This window comes from Sphingobacterium sp. UBA7625 (assembly GCF_002484085.1).
Lineage (GTDB): Bacteria > Bacteroidota > Bacteroidia > Sphingobacteriales > Sphingobacteriaceae > Sphingobacterium > Sphingobacterium athyrii.
In genome coordinates this window covers 36,178-51,705 of the sequence record NZ_DLJD01000060.1, presented here as the reverse complement: position 1 = coordinate 51,705, position 15,528 = coordinate 36,178, and the positions used below count along the sequence as shown (strand labels likewise).

The window sequence follows — 15,528 nt, the reverse complement described above, 5'->3', positions numbered from 1 at the left end:
ATAGGATAGGGATGCTACCAAATAATTACCCACCAATAACCCGCTGTAAACTTTTGCGTTTGCAAACGCTAGCATGGTGACAGGGGTTTTACTTTTTTAATGAATGATTTTATTTTGCAATTAGAAGGAATGGAATTTGCTATTATTGCGGCGGGAGAAGGATCTCGATTGCGAAAAGAGGGGTTTAATTTACCTAAGCCCTTGCTACCCTTACATGGAGTTCCATTGATTGAACGATTGATTCGCGTTTTTGCTAAAGAAGGTGCGCAGCAAGTGCATGTTATTATCAATAGACAATCACCTGAATTGAAGACGTTTTTAACACATACAGCATTTGAACTACCTATCATCCTGATCGAGGAGGACACCCCCAGTTCTTTGCATAGTTTTGCTTTGTTGGTCAAAAACAATCCTGCTTGGACTTCCTGCTGTCTGACGACTACAGATACTGTTTTTAGACCCCACGAATTTCACGAATACCTCACCGCTTTCCATCAGAAGTCAGATGCAGACGCCTTTATGGCTGTGACACCATTTGTGGATGACGAGAGCCCACTTTATGTGAATACAGACGATGAATTACATGTGGAAGCATTTTTGGACAAGGCCACAGCCGGGACAAAATTTGTTTCAGGAGGGATTTATTGCTTTCGCAAGGCTGCGATGGACTGCGCACTCCGCTCTGTCGCCGCCGGAAATTCCAGGATGCGTAATTTTCAACGTGCGCTTTTAGAAAACGATTTGAACGTTGACGCTTTTGTATTCGAGAAGGTGGTGGATATCGATCACTTAAAGGATCGCATTGTAGCGGAACGGTTTTTGAGTGAGGAAGTTAGTTAATAAAATGAGCGAAATGATTTCTATTTTAGGCGTGACGCGTAAAAATCGCTTTTCACCCAATCACGTGGGGAATGATGCTGCAATATTTAACGAAGTTGTGCTAAAATTAACCGAAAAAGGTGCAGCCGTTGAAATTTGCAATGAGGATGAATTTTTAGCTTCTGATTCCGTCAAACAGGGAAATATCCTGACGATGGGAAGAACAAAAACCTTGGTTAAGAAGCTGCAATCACTTCAAAATAATGGTGTTCATGTATTGAATTCAGGTTTTGGTATTGAAAACTGCTTTCGAAAAAACATGACACTCAAATTGTTGGAAGGTGGGATTCCATACCCTAAAAGTATTGTTATCTCTACCGTCGCAGATATGCAGTCAATTTTTGAAAAGTTGAAGGGGAAAGGCGTCTGGATCAAACGCGGCGATTTCCATGCCATCCATAAAGAGGACGTTACCTTTGCTGCTAGCCTCAAAGAAGCACAGCATATCTTGAACGAATACGCCCTTCGGGGAATTAAAGAAGCGGTAATATCTGAACATTTGGCTGGGGATTTACTCAAGTTTTATGCAGTGAGGGACACCGATTTCTTTTTCTATTTTTATCCCTACGAGCACAATCATCATAAATATGATTTGTATGAGCAAATTAATGATGAAGTTGTGCATTTTCCGTTTGATTTGGCTGATTTAAAGCAAGTAGCCAACCGCGCAGCAGAAGTGTTGGATGTCCATATCTATGGCGGTGATGTAATAATCGATCCAAACGGAGATTTTCATATTATTGATCTAAATGATTGGCCAAGCTTTGCCCCTTGTCGAGCCGAAGCCGCTGAAGCCATTGCGCAAATGGTTTACCATAAATTTACTGAAAAGAACCAAAATGCAGAGAGAACAAGTTAATGTAGTCGAAGAACAGAATTTGAGTGCATTCGAACAATCTTTAAAATCCAACGATACCGAAGAAAAAATAGATATCTGGTTTTATAGGCCTATTGGATTTCGTATTGCACAGATATGCGCTAAAATCGGGATTACACCCAATGCAGTGACTATTATAAGTATTTTCTTTGGTGTTGCTGCGGGTATTCTATTTTATTATGGCGATTTATGGATAAATGTGATCGGGATGTTGCTGCTGATCTTCGCGAACTCCTTGGATAGCGCAGATGGACAATTGGCACGAATGACAGATAATAAGAGTCGTTTTGGTCGTATTTTGGATGGTTTTGCAGGTGATTTTTGGTTTGCATCCATTCATATCGCTATTTGTTTGCGCAGTATCAACGAAGGCTGGACGGATTGGCTATGGGTGTTCTGTATCCTTGCCGGAGTATCCCATATGATACAATCTGCAATGGCCGACTATTATCGTAATGTCCACCTATTTTTTATTAAGGGTAAAGCTGGTAGTGAGTTGGATAATACACGCGATTTGAAAGTTGATTACGATGCGCTTTCCTGGAAGAAAAACTTTTTCAGCAAATTTGTGTTGAACGGTTACATGGGGTATACCCGAAATCAGGAAAAATTATCGCCAAAATTGCAGAAATTGCTACATATCGTAAAATCGCGATATAAAGACGACTTGCCAAAACAATTGATGGTTGATTTCAGAATGAAAAATAAACCATTGATGAAGTACACCAATATTGTACAGTTCAATACCCGGGTAATCTTTCTCTTCGTTTGGTTGTTTATCGGGCAACCATGGATTTACTTTTTCTTTGACATGTTTGTATTAAATCCAATCTTAATCTATATGTGCAACAGACAGGAAAAGGTAAGTGGTTATTTTGTAGATAAGTTAACAAACGATCCAACCTATGGGGAGTAAAATCTATAAGGTCCTTTTTATGCTGATTGGTATAGGCACCTTGGCTTATATGATTCGTGCGATGGGAGTTGAGGAGATTTGGACTAATCTGGAGAAAATCGGTTGGTGGTTTTTGCCGGTACTGGGTAGCTGGGCTGTCCTCTACTGGATGAATGCCATCGCTTTTAAAGCGATTATTCAGGAACCGCAATTGCCGCAGACCGATGTTCCTTTTTGGAAAGTATTGCAATTGACCGTATCGGGGTATGCGATTAATTACATTACACCATTTGTCGCACTAGGGGGGGAGCCTTACCGAATTATTGAGCTTAAAAATTATGTTGGTGGTTCAAAAGCAGGTTCATCTGTTCTTTTATACGGTGTTATGCATATTCTATCCCATATTTTATTTTGGGTAGTGTCTGTTTTTCTGATTCTCTGGTTTGTACCGGCCAGTACATTAGTCGATGTCGCCTGCGCCGTAATTTTTGTGATGGCCATCGTATGTACCTGGTTGTTTACCAAATTCTATAAAAAGGGAATCACGGTTTCGTTATTGAGAGCTTTGTCAGGTTTGCCTTTGGTCGGAAAGAAAATCAATAATCTACTGGAGGCGAAGTTCGAGACACTGAATGATGTTGATCAACAAGTCAAGAATTTATTTCAAAACCGTAGGGGCCGATTTTATACGGCTCTTTTCTGGGAATTTGTTGCTCGGGTAGTCGGCTGTCTGGAGATTTATTTTATCGGTCTGGCTTTGGATATCAATATAGATTTTATTGATGCCATGATCATTAGTTCTGGATCTTCTTTATTCGCCAATTTGGTATTTTTCTTCCCGATGCAATTGGGGACACGTGAAGGTGGGTTGGCGATGGCAGTAATGAGCATCGGCCTACCGGCTTCTGTCGGTATTTTTATGGGAATTGTAACCAGAATCCGGGAAATCGTTTGGATCATTATCGGTTTGGGCTGGATGAGTTTAGTTAAAAAGAAATAACAATGGATAAGTTTATAATTAAGGGAATTATTTTTGATTACGGTGGTACGTTGGATACAAATGGGGGACACTGGGGGGCGGTAATATGGGCCGGCTACGAAAAGTATCAAGTTCCGGTCAACCTAAGTTCATTTCAAGAAGCATATGCTTATGCCGAAAGGCAGATGGCGATTCAGCCGATCATCAAACCGGAGTTTAACTTCTTGGAGGTACTTAAAGCAAAATTGAAAGTGCAGTTTGAGTACCTTATTGCTGCTGGCTATGACCTGGATAGGCAACTGGCCGATAAAATTGCATTTGATGGTTATTCTCTTGCCAAGGATACGGTAGCCCGGGTAAAGCCATTATTGGTTGCGCTAGGCGAAGAGTATCCTATTGTAATGGTTTCCAACTTCTATGGCAATCTAAAGGCTGTGCTGGCTGATTTTGGTATTTTATCTTATTTTAAAGCGGTTGTTGAGTCAGCTGTCGTGGGCGTACGTAAACCAGACCCCGCGATTTATGCGCTCGGTGTCGAAGCAATGGGTTTACCTGCTGCGGAGATTTTGGTCGTTGGTGATTCCTATAGTAAAGATATGGCTCCAGCTAAGGCTGTAGGTTGTCAGACACTATGGTTGAAAGGACAGACCTGGGGAGAAGATAAGTTGCAGGATACTTCTGCTGCGAATAGGCAATTTAATACAATTTTTGATCTCCGTGATTTCGTTTAATCAGGCTTTTTGACGAAATTCTTTAGGCGATATGCCTACATTTCGCTTAAAGAATTTCCCAAAAAAAGACTGATCTGAAAAATGCAGTTGCTTCGCGATTTCGCCTATCGAAAGCCCCTGGCGGAGTAAGCATTTAGCCTCTTCCACCAATACATTCTGTATTAATTCTATCGCTGATTTTCCAGTAAGTTCTTTTGTGATCACCGAGAGATGTTTTGGGGTGATACCAAGTTCTGAAGCATAAAACTGCACGGTATGGTCCTGACGAAAAGACTGTTTTAGCAGGAGGTAGAAATTGGCCAATATTTCTCTTTTTCGTGAGGGTACGATGGGGATATTTTTGAAATTTTGACTTGCCAGGCGCGCAATTTCACAGAACAGCACTTCGGCCAGAGATTTGATAATCTTTGGTTTGAAAATATAATCATGCCCCTGTTTCTCGTAATGGATAAACTGTTTAAATAGATTGGACAGGTTGGTGGCATCCTGCACCGAAAGAGCGAACACATGACTATTATCCAAGGCGAGTGATTTTTTTGTGAGATCAAAAAAATCCTTTCGAAAGTCCAATTTGAAGATAAAATCTATACTGAAGAAAATCAGATAAACTTCGCAGTCCCAAGATTTGGCAACAGATGCACCGTTAACTTTCGAGGATGGACTGGTCAATAGCAGGTGATGCTGCCCAACCTGTACCCGCTCATCATTAATCATGAAAGATGTTTCCCCCTTTTTTATTAAACAGAGTGAATAAAGATTCTTGTTCGCCAATATAAGCTGCTGCTGCGGACTGAATACTGGCTTGGATCTGTTTCCTTTGATATGAAAAGCAAAAAAATCTTTGTTGTTGAGATGTTGATCGATGACAGGCATATTATTTTACAATAAAATCAAAATAGGTTTTACGATAAGGTTCATCCTTTAGGGTGTAATGCCACCATTCTTTGTCGTAGGCTTTAAAGCCAAATTTAGCCATGGCTTCGCGAAGTATTTTACGATTTTCTTTTTGTTTTGTTGTTAGTTTTGAATAGTTGTGGTGGGAGATATCACCAAAGAAATCAAAAGGTGCTCCCATATCGAGTTCTTTATTATTAGTGAGATCGATTAGGGTTAAGTCGACAGTACTACCTCGACTATGGCCAGACTTGCCGGCAATAAAGCCCAGTTTAAATAAGTTTTTTTTATCTAACTGTGGATAGAACTCACGTTTAGCAATGGTATCTTTGGTGACCAGTGACCAAGCTTTGAAATGATCAACAGCCCGTTGTGGACGATAGGCGTCGAATATTTTTAATGCCAAACCTTGTTTGTTCAGATGTTTTTCAACTTGTTGTAGGGCCAATGCGGCACGCTTGGTCAGGATGGCAACTGGTTTTTCATAGCCGTTAACAGGGCGGCCCGTAAAGTTATGGCTTCCAAAGTAACGCATATCCAGGCTAATTGTTGGAATAAATTCTTTTACATAGGCGAAGTTTTGCGGCATTTCTTGCTGGGCTTTCAATTGGAAGGCAAAAAATACAAGACTAATGGATAGACAAAAATTGAGTTTCATGGGTTGAAGATACAACTTTAGATGCTCAATTCCAGCATCGAGATGTGAGCTACATAGCCCTTATAGCTGATAATAAGGATGGTAAATACGCAAAACCTCAGGCAATGAAGGCCTGAGGTTTGTCTGAACTTATCTTAATGATCCGTTATTTTCTTTTTTAAGTATTTGTAGATCTCAATCTGTGAGCGGCAGGGGTCTTTTTTATTTTCAACATAATGATTGCTTAAGGAATTGTTCAGCATACGCGCCTTGATGTTATCACTGAGCTGTATGTAAAGCATTTCCTTTAGGTCTTCCTTGATCTTCTTACTCGTGATTTTTACGGCGGCTTCAATACGGTGATCTAGATTTCGGGTCATCCAATCTGCTGAGGAGATATACATCAGCTCTTTACCGGCATTGTAAAAATACATGACCCTTGCATGTTCGAGATATTCATCCACGATTGAAATCGCATTCATGGGTAATTTAAATGTTTTCTGGTTCGTCGCACAATAAATTCCCCGAATAATCAGATCTATTTTAACTCCGGCGGTTGCCGCATCATAGAGCTTTTTAATCATATCTTTGTCGCTCAGCGAGTTTACTTTGATAATGATGGATGCTTTTCGGCCAGCTTTAGCCTCTGCTATTTCCAGATCGATAAAATGCAGCAGTTCCCTACGCATATCTATGGGACAGATCAATAAACTTTTACAGTTTTTGATCATGTCAGCTGGGTTGGATTTGGGCCGTCTGAGGTAATTGAATACTTTATTGATGTCGGCGATGACATCCCTATTACTGGTCAAGAGGCAATAATCTCCATATAATTTAGCGGTTTTCTCATTGATATTTCCTGTACTGACAAAACCATACTGAATGGTTTTTGCACCTGTCCGTTTTTTGATGACACATAATTTGGCGTGTACTTTTTTATTGGGAATACCTGTAAGTACCTTGATTCCTTCAAGTTCTAGCTTCTCTTTCCAGTCCAGGTTATTCTCTTCATCAAATCGTGCGCGCAGTTCAAGCATGACCGTTACTTCCTTTCCATTTCGTGCAGCATTGATCAATGCATTGGCGACCTTGGAATTTGAAGCCAAGCGGTAGGCGGTAATCTGTATTGTTTTTACATCCGGATCCATTGCTGCTTCGCGTAATAAATCGATGATTGGCCTAAACTCATGGTAGGGAAAAGACAGCAGCACATCCTTTTTTAATACGGTATCGGTGACCCGCTCATAATTTTGAAAATAGGGGTGTGGGAATGAAGTTCGTTCCTGTGGTTGATGATAGGACTTAAATACGTTCGGAAAGTCCATAAAATGTTTAAAATTATGGATCTTCTGTCCGGGTATGATACTGTCTTTTTTTGATAGGTTGAGCTTTTTGATCAGAAACTCCACGAGTTTTGGATTCATCTCCTGATCAAAAATAAAACGCGTCGGTTTACCTTTACGTCTATTCTTAACCCCTTTACTTATCTTTTCGACCAAGGTTGTATTGATGTCGTTGTCGATATCAAATTCAGCATCTTTTGTGACTTTAAACACATGTGCATGGAAAACATCAAAGCCAAAATAGGAGAATATCAATGGAAGATTGAACTTGATGACATCTTCGAGAAGGATAATATGTTTTTCATCCTTTGGTGCAGGCAACTGGACGAAGCGTCCATTTTGGCTCGTAGGGATTTCAATTAAAGCAAACTTAGTTTCATATTGCCATTCACTTTTACCCATGGCAATACCCAGATAGAGGCTCTTATCACGGATATAAGGCATTGGACGGACATCATCGAGGATCAGAGGGATGACATTTGATTCCACATCATCCTGATAATACTCGCTGACAAATTTTTGTTGTTCCGGACTTAGTTCTTCACTCGTTTTGATAAAGACATTTTGCTTGGCCATATCCTTTTGGATTCGGTTCCAGGTATTGTCAAATTTCTTTTGCTGTTTGATTACCCGGACATTAAGTTCTTCCAAAATCAACTGCGGATCTTCATAAAAAGATTGATTGGCACTTTTGTCTTTGAGGTCAATAGCACGTTTGAGTCCGGCAACCCGAACCCGGAAAAATTCATCGAGGTTATTGGAAAATATACCTAAAAATTTGATCCTTAAGGGTAAAGGAACAGACTCATCTGCAGCTTCTTGCAATACCCTGCCATTAAAGCTTAACCAACTGATATCTCTAGGAATAAATTTTTTCGCCATAGCTAAATATACATAAATTTAAGATGCAAAACTAGAGCTATGGGTGCGATAAACGAACTTTTTCGTGTTAAAGAATTATTAATTTATTTTTTCTTCATCTTGTCTAAAAAAAATACCCCAAAAAGTGCGAAACGTTTTGGGGTAAACAGCAATCTTGTACCTGACGATTACTTTTTTCCGTATTTTTTGGAGATCTGAATCGCTTTATATTTGCTGCTGTCAAAATGTGGGGCATCAATTGTCAGACTTGTTGGATAAGGAGCCGTACGATCGAAAAAATATACAGTTGTTGTACTACCATAATCATTTACCGGTAGCAGCTCCAGGCAGCCCGTGTAATCTGCATTCAACACATCACCTACTGTCACGGCATAGATGCGGATAATTCCACCTTTATTTTGTTCATTCCTGACAAAAGCAACTTCTTTAAACCCGCCGGGAAGATCTTCTATACTTTTCTGATTGAAAGTATCTTTTAAAATAAAACCCAACAACACTAAAATCGGAATGACCAAAAGCCATACCTTTTTATTCTTCTTCATTAAAATACGCTTAAATAGTAATGTTTATAGCCAATAATTTATAAAATTCTTTTAGGATAGCCTGATGTCCCGGCCAAGCAGGAGAGGTCACCAGATTTCCATCCACAATCGCTTGGTCAGCTGGAATATTTTTCCAAGTTCCGCCAGCCAATTCAATATCTGGTCCTACCGCTACATAGGCAGTCAACGTACGTCCTGTCAAAACCTTTGCCGCTGTCAATACCTGAATTCCATGACAGATTGCAGCGACAGGCTTATTCTTTTCAAAGAAATGTCTAGTAATCTCCAATACGCGTTGATTAAGGCGGATATATTCCGCCGAACGGCCACCGGCGATATAGAGTCCATCATATTCTTCGGGATTAACCTGGTCAAAATCCTTATTGATCACAAAATTATGTCCCCGTAGTTCCTTATACGTTTGGTCGCCAGTAAAATCATGTACAGCAGTGGGTACGACATCACCCTTTTTTCGATCGGGGGCGATGGCATCAACTGTTATTCCTATTGATCCCATTGCTTGAAATGGAACCATTGCTTCGTAGTCTTCTACAAAGTCTCCAACCAGTAATAATATTTTTTTTGCCATATCAAAAACCTCTTTTAATAGGTTTTGAATTTACGTATTAAAAGAGGTTTTCACAATGATTATTTGTTAATCTTTTGTTAACCTTGGACAGCCAATTTCTCTGCAAGCACACGTTTAGTCTTACGTACTTTCGCTTCGAGCTGGCTTCTTAAAGTTGGATTGATAATACCTTTTCCTTCTTCAAAGTTTTTATGGAATTCAGGAAGGGAGAATGAATCCAGGATTTCAGCACCGTCCCACGTGATTCTATTGACTGCAGCATTTAATACAGTAGATCCACCCATTGGTCCGGGAGCGGTTGCCAATAAGAAAACTGGTTTGCCATTGAACGTTTTGCGATTTGGGATGCGGGAAACCCAGTCTACAATATTTTTGTAAGCTGAAGTGTAGGATCCGTTGTGTTCTGCCAATGAAATGAGTAGGAAATCTGCAGCATCCATCTTTGCGGCAAAATCATGGGCCAACTGTGGAATACCCAATTCTACTTCCTTATCATAAGAATAAATAGGCATTTCGAAATGATTGAGATCAAGGAGCTCTATGCTGTCATCCGCTTCTTTATAATATTTCGAGGTACTCGTTACAAAGATTTTGTTGATGGAGTTTTTATTACTTGTTCCTGCAAATGCTAATATTTTCATCTGTGTATAAGTTTTTAATTTTTAAACTGGCCAAACTTACAACATAATCATAAAAAAAATGTCAGTCGAATGTCTGCTGAGGGCATAATACCACATTTATTGATCTAGGTCAATTAAAAACAAACCGTTGGTACATTCCGAGCAGCCCGGTGAGTCCGCCTGTGTGTACTACCAGCAGTTGATCCGCGGGTGTGAAATAATCCTTTCTGATCAGATCATCCACGGCGTAGAGCAATTTTCCGGTATAGGTGGGTTCGATCATAATTCCCGTGCTGCTCATAAAATGCTGGGTGAATGCGAGGAGATCCGCTGTTGTTTTGGCATAACCGCCAAAATGATAGTCCAGATGCAAAATAGGGGGTGGAAGTTGAGGGTAAAGCTGAGCGACCTCGTCATTGATAAAACCGCCATTCTTTAATACAGGTACACCATGTATCTGTGTGAAAAGATCTTTTTTATCAATTGCGTTGGCAATTCCGGCCAGAGTGGTTCCGGTACCACAGGCGGTAAAGATATGTTGGTAATCCTGTTGGAGTTCATCGACAAGTTCGGCACATCCTTTGGCGCCTAGGAGTCCGTAGCCACCTTCGTGGATATAGAAAGTTGTTGGATCCTGATCGAAATGCATACGATAGAGCTGCTCTTTGTCTCGATAGGAATCGCGGTCCACATAAATAAGTCGCATGCCAAATAATTGACACATGGTTAGAACAGGGTTGTTCGCCTGTTCATCACCTCTGACAAAAGCTGTTGTTTTGAACCGGAAAGTAGCTCCTGCGCAAGCAGTCGCCAGTAGATGGTTGCTCCATGCACCTCCAAAAGTAACGAGATGATTTTTCTGAAGCTGTAAAGCTTCCTGAAGATTGTATTTCAATTTTCTCCATTTATTGCCTGAAATGAAGGGATGGATCAGATCATCCCGCTTCAGCGTCACCTTAATGTGCTTTTTTTCCCATAGAGGTAACGTGATTTCTGTTTCGGGGCTATGGATTTTGAATGGCAACATAACATTAAATGAAAACAAAGTTAACGAAAATTGTTTCATTTGGTTTATTTTTGTAGCATGACCGAACAAATGGGATCGCAAGATCAAGAAGAACAGGAGTTATTTGAACATCTACGAATTGAAGTGGATAAGGGACAAGCTTTACTCCGTATTGATAAATATCTGATGAATAGGGTGGAAAATGCGACAAGAAGTAAAATTCAGCATGCCATTGAAGCGGGTTCTGTCATGGTCAATGGTAAAGAGATCAAGGCGAGTTATAAAGTCAGACCGGATGATGTCATTACTTTGGTATTGCCCGATCCACCACGTGACAATGAAGTTTATCCCGAAGATATTCCCCTGGACATAAAATATGAAGATGATGATGTATTAATTGTCAATAAAGAAGCCGGTATGGTTGTGCATCCGGGCTATAATAATTATACGGGTACTTTGGTCAATGCATTGACTTACCATATACAGCAGCTGCCGCAATTGCCTGGAAATTCAGACCGTCCGGGGCTGGTACACCGTATAGACAAAGATACTTCAGGATTATTGGTGATTGCCAAGAATGAAAAATCGATGGCATTTTTGGCCAAACAGTTTTTTGACCATAGTATCACCCGCAAATACATTGCGCTGGTATGGGGAGATCTGAAGGAAGACGGAACGATTACGGGATATATTGGTCGTCATTTGAAAGATAGACGTATTATGGCTATGTACGATAGCGAAGATAAGGGAAGGTGGTCTGTGACGCATTACAAAGTGCTGGAACGATTGGGTTATGTGACCTTGATCGAATGTCAGCTGGAGACAGGCCGTACGCATCAAATCCGGACCCACATGCAGTCTATTGGCCATCCATTGTTTAATGACGCAATGTATGGTGGCGATAAGATATTAAAAGGTACTGTATTCTCAAAGTATAAGCAATTTGTGGACAATTGCTTCGCCCTGCTTCCACGTCAGGCGCTCCATGCGCAGGTATTGGGATTTATTCATCCAACTACAAAAGAAAATATGTATTTTGAGGTACCATATCCCGAAGATTTTCGTTTAGCATTAGAAAAGTGGCGCGGTTACGCCGCAAATTCCATGGCTGTAGAAAATGATTAAAATTTAGAAAATAAACAAAGATGCCGACAAACTATATCAATTTTAATGGCAATGTAGTGCCGGAAGAACAGGAAATATTTAGCATTGAAAATAGAGGCTTTCGCTATGGTGATGGATTGTTTGAAACCATGTTGTATAAGGATGGTGATATCCGTTTTCTGAATTTTCATGTAGTGCGCTTACAGCAGGGAATGGAATTGATACATCTTGATGATGCAAATCTTTTCGATGAATTTTTTATTCGTTCAAGATCAGAGGAGCTGATTCGCAAGAATAATATGTTGGGACAGCAGGTTCGCATTCGGCTGATTGTATTCCGAATGGGTGGGGGGCTCTATAGCCCAACGACAAACAAACCTGGATTTGTTTTGCAAGTACAACGTATTGAGCCCAATCTGAGGGATAAGAAAGTCGGTCTGATTGTGGGCTTATATAATGAGTTCAAAAAACCTTATAGTGACTTGTCAAGATTAAAATCACTCAATTCGCAAATTTATGTGCTGGCGGGTATATACAAGAAAAAAATGGCCTTTGATGATGTATTGATTTTAAATCAGGAGGGCTACCTTTGTGAGTCTCTGACCTCCAATATCTTTGTGTATTATGAGAAAATACTTTATACGCCTGCGCTTTCTGAAGGTTGTATTGAAGGGGTCATGCGTCGTGTTGTGATGGATATGGCGAGAGCTGAAGGGATTGAAGTAGTGGAGGCGCAGATTAGCCCCGAGATCATGAAAAGGGCAGATGAAATTTTTTGTACAAACGCGGTACAAGGGGTGCAATGGGTCATGGGATATAAACAAAAACGCTATTTCAATAAGATCTCACGTATATTGCAGGACAAACTGTTAAGTTGGAATTACGATGCAAACGAGGAGCAAAATTAAGCTTGCACAAATAAATAACAAAGACAAAAGGCCAAGATTAATCTTGGCCTTTTGTGTGTACGATCCGGATGATCCAATGTTCAAAAGCTTTTTTAAAGCTGAGTAGAAAATCTTTTGTTCTCTGGAGTTCGATTTTTCCATTTTCACCGATACAGTCTTTTATATTTCCGAGATAGGCTTCCGGCTGCTGCATGGGATAAATATTAACAAATACCAATGACTGCCGGATATGATGATTTGCTCCGAACGCCCCGTAAGCTCCCGTCGAAGAGGAGATAATAGCGCCGGGTTTGCCGTCCCATTTATTTTTACCATAAGGTCGGGATCCCACATCTATGGCGTTTTTTAAGACGGCGGGGACGGAGCGATTATATTCAGGTGTTATGAAAAGAACCGCATCGAGTGTAGCGATTTCTTTTCGAAAGCGGACATAACTTTCAGGTGGGTTGCCTTCATCATCAAAATCCTGATTATATAAGGGGAGATCCCCAATTTCGATCACGCGATAGTTAAACTTATTGGCCGGTTGTTCACAGATAAACGCTGCTATTTTTTTATTATAGGATTGTTTCCTTAAGCTGCCGACGATGATTCCAATGTTGTAAGTATTCATTCCAAAGTCCAGTTAATGTATGAAAAGTATTATTGGTTGAACAATTCGTATCCCAAAAAGTTTCCCTGTAAAGTAAGATGAAGTTAAAACTAAGCTGTTTATGCTGAATAGGTTAAGTTTTTGTTAACAAAAATTAACATTTATCTTTTAATCTTTTGCATACAGTTTGTGTCGTAATGTAAAGAAGAAATTACAAAACTAAGGGAGGAGCTACTTATGAAAAAATTGTTGTACACCGCTGTTATTGTTGCAGGACTTTTCGTGACAGGGGAGGCCGATGCACAGGTCAGCATTAGCGTAAATATCGGAAGTCAGCCAAGCTGGGGACCGGTAGGTTATGATTATGCCCGTTATTATTATATTCCTGAATATAATATGTATTATGATGTGCCTGCAAGATGTTACGTTTATTACGATAATGGTGGCTGGATACGAAGAGCAAGCTTGCCGAGAAGATATCGACATTATGATTTTTACAGAGCACATAAAGTTGTGATCAATGATCGTAATCCTTGGCGTCATCATGACCGTTATAGAAGTAGATACGGTCACTCACGTGGTAGACAGGTGTCTATCCGTGATAGTCATCATAGACACGGCAGCTATTCTTTTGCAAGCGAGCGTAGGGTCAGCCGTAATCATTCTTGGAAAGAAAATCGAAGAGATCATGATAGAGGTAGAGGGCATGGACGTGGACACGATCACGGGCATGGAGGAAGGCACAGAGATTAGTTGGATGAAGAAAGTGCCCATTTTAAGTATCTTAATCGTTTAATAAGAAAGAGCCTACCTTGTGGTAGGTTCTTTTTTTGTTATTATTTTGATAAAACATGGCATTCGCTCAGCTCCGCATGCCTTCGCCTATGCTAAAATTTTATAATATTATGTTCAATAAAATATAATGTGGAGAATAAATTGAAAGATATAACACGTTGATTCATGAAAATAATCTTAATTTTGCGACACGAACATGCTAAGCAACTTTTAAAAGGGCGGATTTTGCATGTTTGAGGTAGCATGTGACCTGTAAGTTAATTTTTGTGATGGGAAAAATATTTAAATCAAGCCTCGTATGGATGAGCTTGGGAATGACCGCTTTGGGACTAGTGTCTTGTAATCAAAATAGCGGTAAAAAAGAAGAGAAAAGTGTTTCTGTTGATTCTGTACAACAAAAGAAAGATAGTCTGGTTGTCGTGCAGGATTCCATTACGAAAGTGGATTCATTACGTAAAGATTCTATTACCAAAATGGAGGAAAATACCTCTTATACTGGCGTTAAGGATACTACGGTTCTACTCACGGACTCGATTTCACCGCGTTACGTTTACCTTACTTTTGATGACGGTCCCCTTAATGGTAGCCAATATTTGGATTCTATCGCTACAGCTAAGGGCATTAAAATCAATGCGTTTTTGATTGGAGCTCATGACAAGATGAGTAAAAAACTGCATGGTTTTACGGAGCGTTATAAAAATAATCCGTTGGTCGATTGCTATAATCATAGTTACTGGCATGCACATGATAAGTATACTACATTTTACTCAAATCCACAGACGGCATTTGAAGATTTCGAATTGGCAGAACAGTCTCTGGGTTTGCAACATAAAATCGTTAGACTTCCGGGGCGAAATATCTGGTATGTGGGTGACCGTAAAAAGGTTGATCTAAAAAGCGGTGCTTCTACTGCCGAGCTTTTACATCAAAATGGTTATAAAGTTATGGGCTGGGACTGTGAATGGAAAATTAATGGGGTGACCGGTAAACCAGATTTAACGGTCAATCAGCTGTATACGCAGATGAAAAACTTACTTCGGAAAGGTACGTCTTATACAAAAAATAATGTGGTACTTTTGACGCACGATAATATGTACCAAACAAAAAAGGGACAAAAATTATTGTCAGATTTGATTGACAGCTTAAAACAGCATCCAAACTATCGTTTTGAGTTTATGCGTAATTATCCAAAATAGGGCATTTGTGCTATTTAATATTATTTAGCCCCAAACTAATTGTCTTTCGAAACTAGTTT

The 15,528-nt window shown here is 39.9% G+C and carries 17 protein-coding genes; 9 read left to right on the top strand and 8 right to left on the bottom strand.

Going from position 1 to position 15,528, the window contains the following annotated elements; all coding sequences use genetic code 11:
• Nucleotides 1-129: 129 nt before the first annotated feature.
• Genes B4G94_RS26195 through B4G94_RS26175 form a run of 5 tightly spaced genes read left to right on the top strand, consistent with a single transcriptional unit; the run spans nucleotide 130 to nucleotide 4,361 of the window.
• Nucleotides 130-840: a nucleotidyltransferase family protein gene (locus B4G94_RS26195; RefSeq protein ID WP_108633708.1), complete on the top strand. Its 711-nt coding sequence runs from the start codon at nucleotides 130-132 to the stop codon at nucleotides 838-840.
• 4 nt (nucleotides 841-844) lie between these two features.
• On the top strand, nucleotides 845-1,738 hold the full coding sequence (locus tag B4G94_RS26190) for a hypothetical protein (protein WP_108633176.1): 894 nt from the start codon (nucleotides 845-847) through the stop codon (nucleotides 1,736-1,738).
• Complete coding sequence (locus B4G94_RS26185; RefSeq protein WP_108633177.1) at nucleotides 1,719-2,672, top strand: CDP-alcohol phosphatidyltransferase family protein; 954 nt, start codon at nucleotides 1,719-1,721, stop codon at nucleotides 2,670-2,672. The genes B4G94_RS26190 and B4G94_RS26185 overlap by 20 nt, the downstream gene beginning before the upstream one ends.
• Nucleotides 2,662-3,651, top strand: a complete 990-nt coding sequence (locus tag B4G94_RS26180; protein WP_108633178.1) for a lysylphosphatidylglycerol synthase transmembrane domain-containing protein — start codon at nucleotides 2,662-2,664, stop codon at nucleotides 3,649-3,651. Before B4G94_RS26185 ends, B4G94_RS26180 begins: the two co-directional genes overlap by 11 nt.
• 2 nt (nucleotides 3,652-3,653) lie before the next feature.
• Nucleotides 3,654-4,361, top strand: coding sequence for an HAD family hydrolase (locus B4G94_RS26175; protein WP_286863056.1), 708 nt, complete (start codon nucleotides 3,654-3,656; stop codon nucleotides 4,359-4,361).
• On the opposite strand, the gene B4G94_RS26170 is transcribed toward B4G94_RS26175, so the two are convergent.
• From B4G94_RS26170 to B4G94_RS26140, 7 genes are all read right to left on the bottom strand, one after another.
• A complete protein-coding gene (locus tag B4G94_RS26170) occupies nucleotides 4,362-5,234 on the bottom strand; it encodes a helix-turn-helix domain-containing protein (protein ID WP_286863055.1) in 873 nt (290 codons plus the stop codon).
• A gap of 1 nt (nucleotide 5,235) precedes the next feature.
• Complete coding sequence (locus B4G94_RS26165; RefSeq protein WP_206531781.1) at nucleotides 5,236-5,913, bottom strand: M15 family metallopeptidase; 678 nt, start codon at nucleotides 5,911-5,913, stop codon at nucleotides 5,236-5,238.
• Between the two features lie 134 nt (nucleotides 5,914-6,047).
• Complete coding sequence (gene ppk1, locus B4G94_RS26160) at nucleotides 6,048-8,117, bottom strand: polyphosphate kinase 1 (protein WP_286863054.1); 2,070 nt, start codon at nucleotides 8,115-8,117, stop codon at nucleotides 6,048-6,050.
• Between the two features lie 167 nt (nucleotides 8,118-8,284).
• Entirely contained in the window at nucleotides 8,285-8,659 is a 375-nt protein-coding gene (locus tag B4G94_RS26155; RefSeq protein ID WP_165308124.1) for a hypothetical protein, read from the bottom strand.
• A 10-nt stretch (nucleotides 8,660-8,669) separates the two neighbouring features.
• Nucleotides 8,670-9,248: a DJ-1/PfpI family protein gene (locus B4G94_RS26150; protein ID WP_286863053.1), complete on the bottom strand. Its 579-nt coding sequence runs from the start codon at nucleotides 9,246-9,248 to the stop codon at nucleotides 8,670-8,672.
• Nucleotides 9,249-9,325: 77 nt separating this feature from the next.
• Nucleotides 9,326-9,889, bottom strand: coding sequence for an NADPH-dependent FMN reductase (locus B4G94_RS26145; RefSeq protein WP_108633184.1), 564 nt, complete (start codon nucleotides 9,887-9,889; stop codon nucleotides 9,326-9,328).
• A gap of 109 nt (nucleotides 9,890-9,998) precedes the next feature.
• Complete coding sequence (locus tag B4G94_RS26140) at nucleotides 9,999-10,934, bottom strand: 1-aminocyclopropane-1-carboxylate deaminase/D-cysteine desulfhydrase (RefSeq protein WP_286863052.1); 936 nt, start codon at nucleotides 10,932-10,934, stop codon at nucleotides 9,999-10,001.
• A gap of 18 nt (nucleotides 10,935-10,952) precedes the next feature.
• Here B4G94_RS26140 and B4G94_RS26135 point away from each other — a divergent pair, with 18 nt between their 5' ends.
• A complete protein-coding gene (locus B4G94_RS26135; protein ID WP_108633185.1) occupies nucleotides 10,953-11,999 on the top strand; it encodes an RluA family pseudouridine synthase in 1,047 nt (348 codons plus the stop codon).
• Nucleotides 12,000-12,019: 20 nt separating this feature from the next.
• Nucleotides 12,020-12,886, top strand: a complete 867-nt coding sequence (locus tag B4G94_RS26130; RefSeq protein ID WP_108633186.1) for an aminotransferase class IV — start codon at nucleotides 12,020-12,022, stop codon at nucleotides 12,884-12,886.
• Nucleotides 12,887-12,923: 37 nt separating this feature from the next.
• Here the strand turns inward: B4G94_RS26130 and B4G94_RS26125 are convergent, their stop codons facing one another.
• Entirely contained in the window at nucleotides 12,924-13,499 is a 576-nt protein-coding gene (locus B4G94_RS26125; protein WP_286863050.1) for an NADPH-dependent FMN reductase, read from the bottom strand.
• Nucleotides 13,500-13,715: 216 nt separating this feature from the next.
• Between B4G94_RS26125 and B4G94_RS26120 the strand changes: the two genes are divergently transcribed.
• Both B4G94_RS26120 and B4G94_RS26115 read left to right on the top strand, forming a co-directional pair.
• On the top strand, nucleotides 13,716-14,231 hold the full coding sequence (locus B4G94_RS26120) for a hypothetical protein (RefSeq protein WP_286863049.1): 516 nt from the start codon (nucleotides 13,716-13,718) through the stop codon (nucleotides 14,229-14,231).
• Nucleotides 14,232-14,542: 311 nt separating this feature from the next.
• Nucleotides 14,543-15,469 (top strand): polysaccharide deacetylase family protein, encoded by a 927-nt coding sequence (locus B4G94_RS26115; RefSeq protein ID WP_286863047.1) that lies wholly within the window; start codon nucleotides 14,543-14,545, stop codon nucleotides 15,467-15,469.
• Nucleotides 15,470-15,528: the final 59 nt, after the last annotated feature.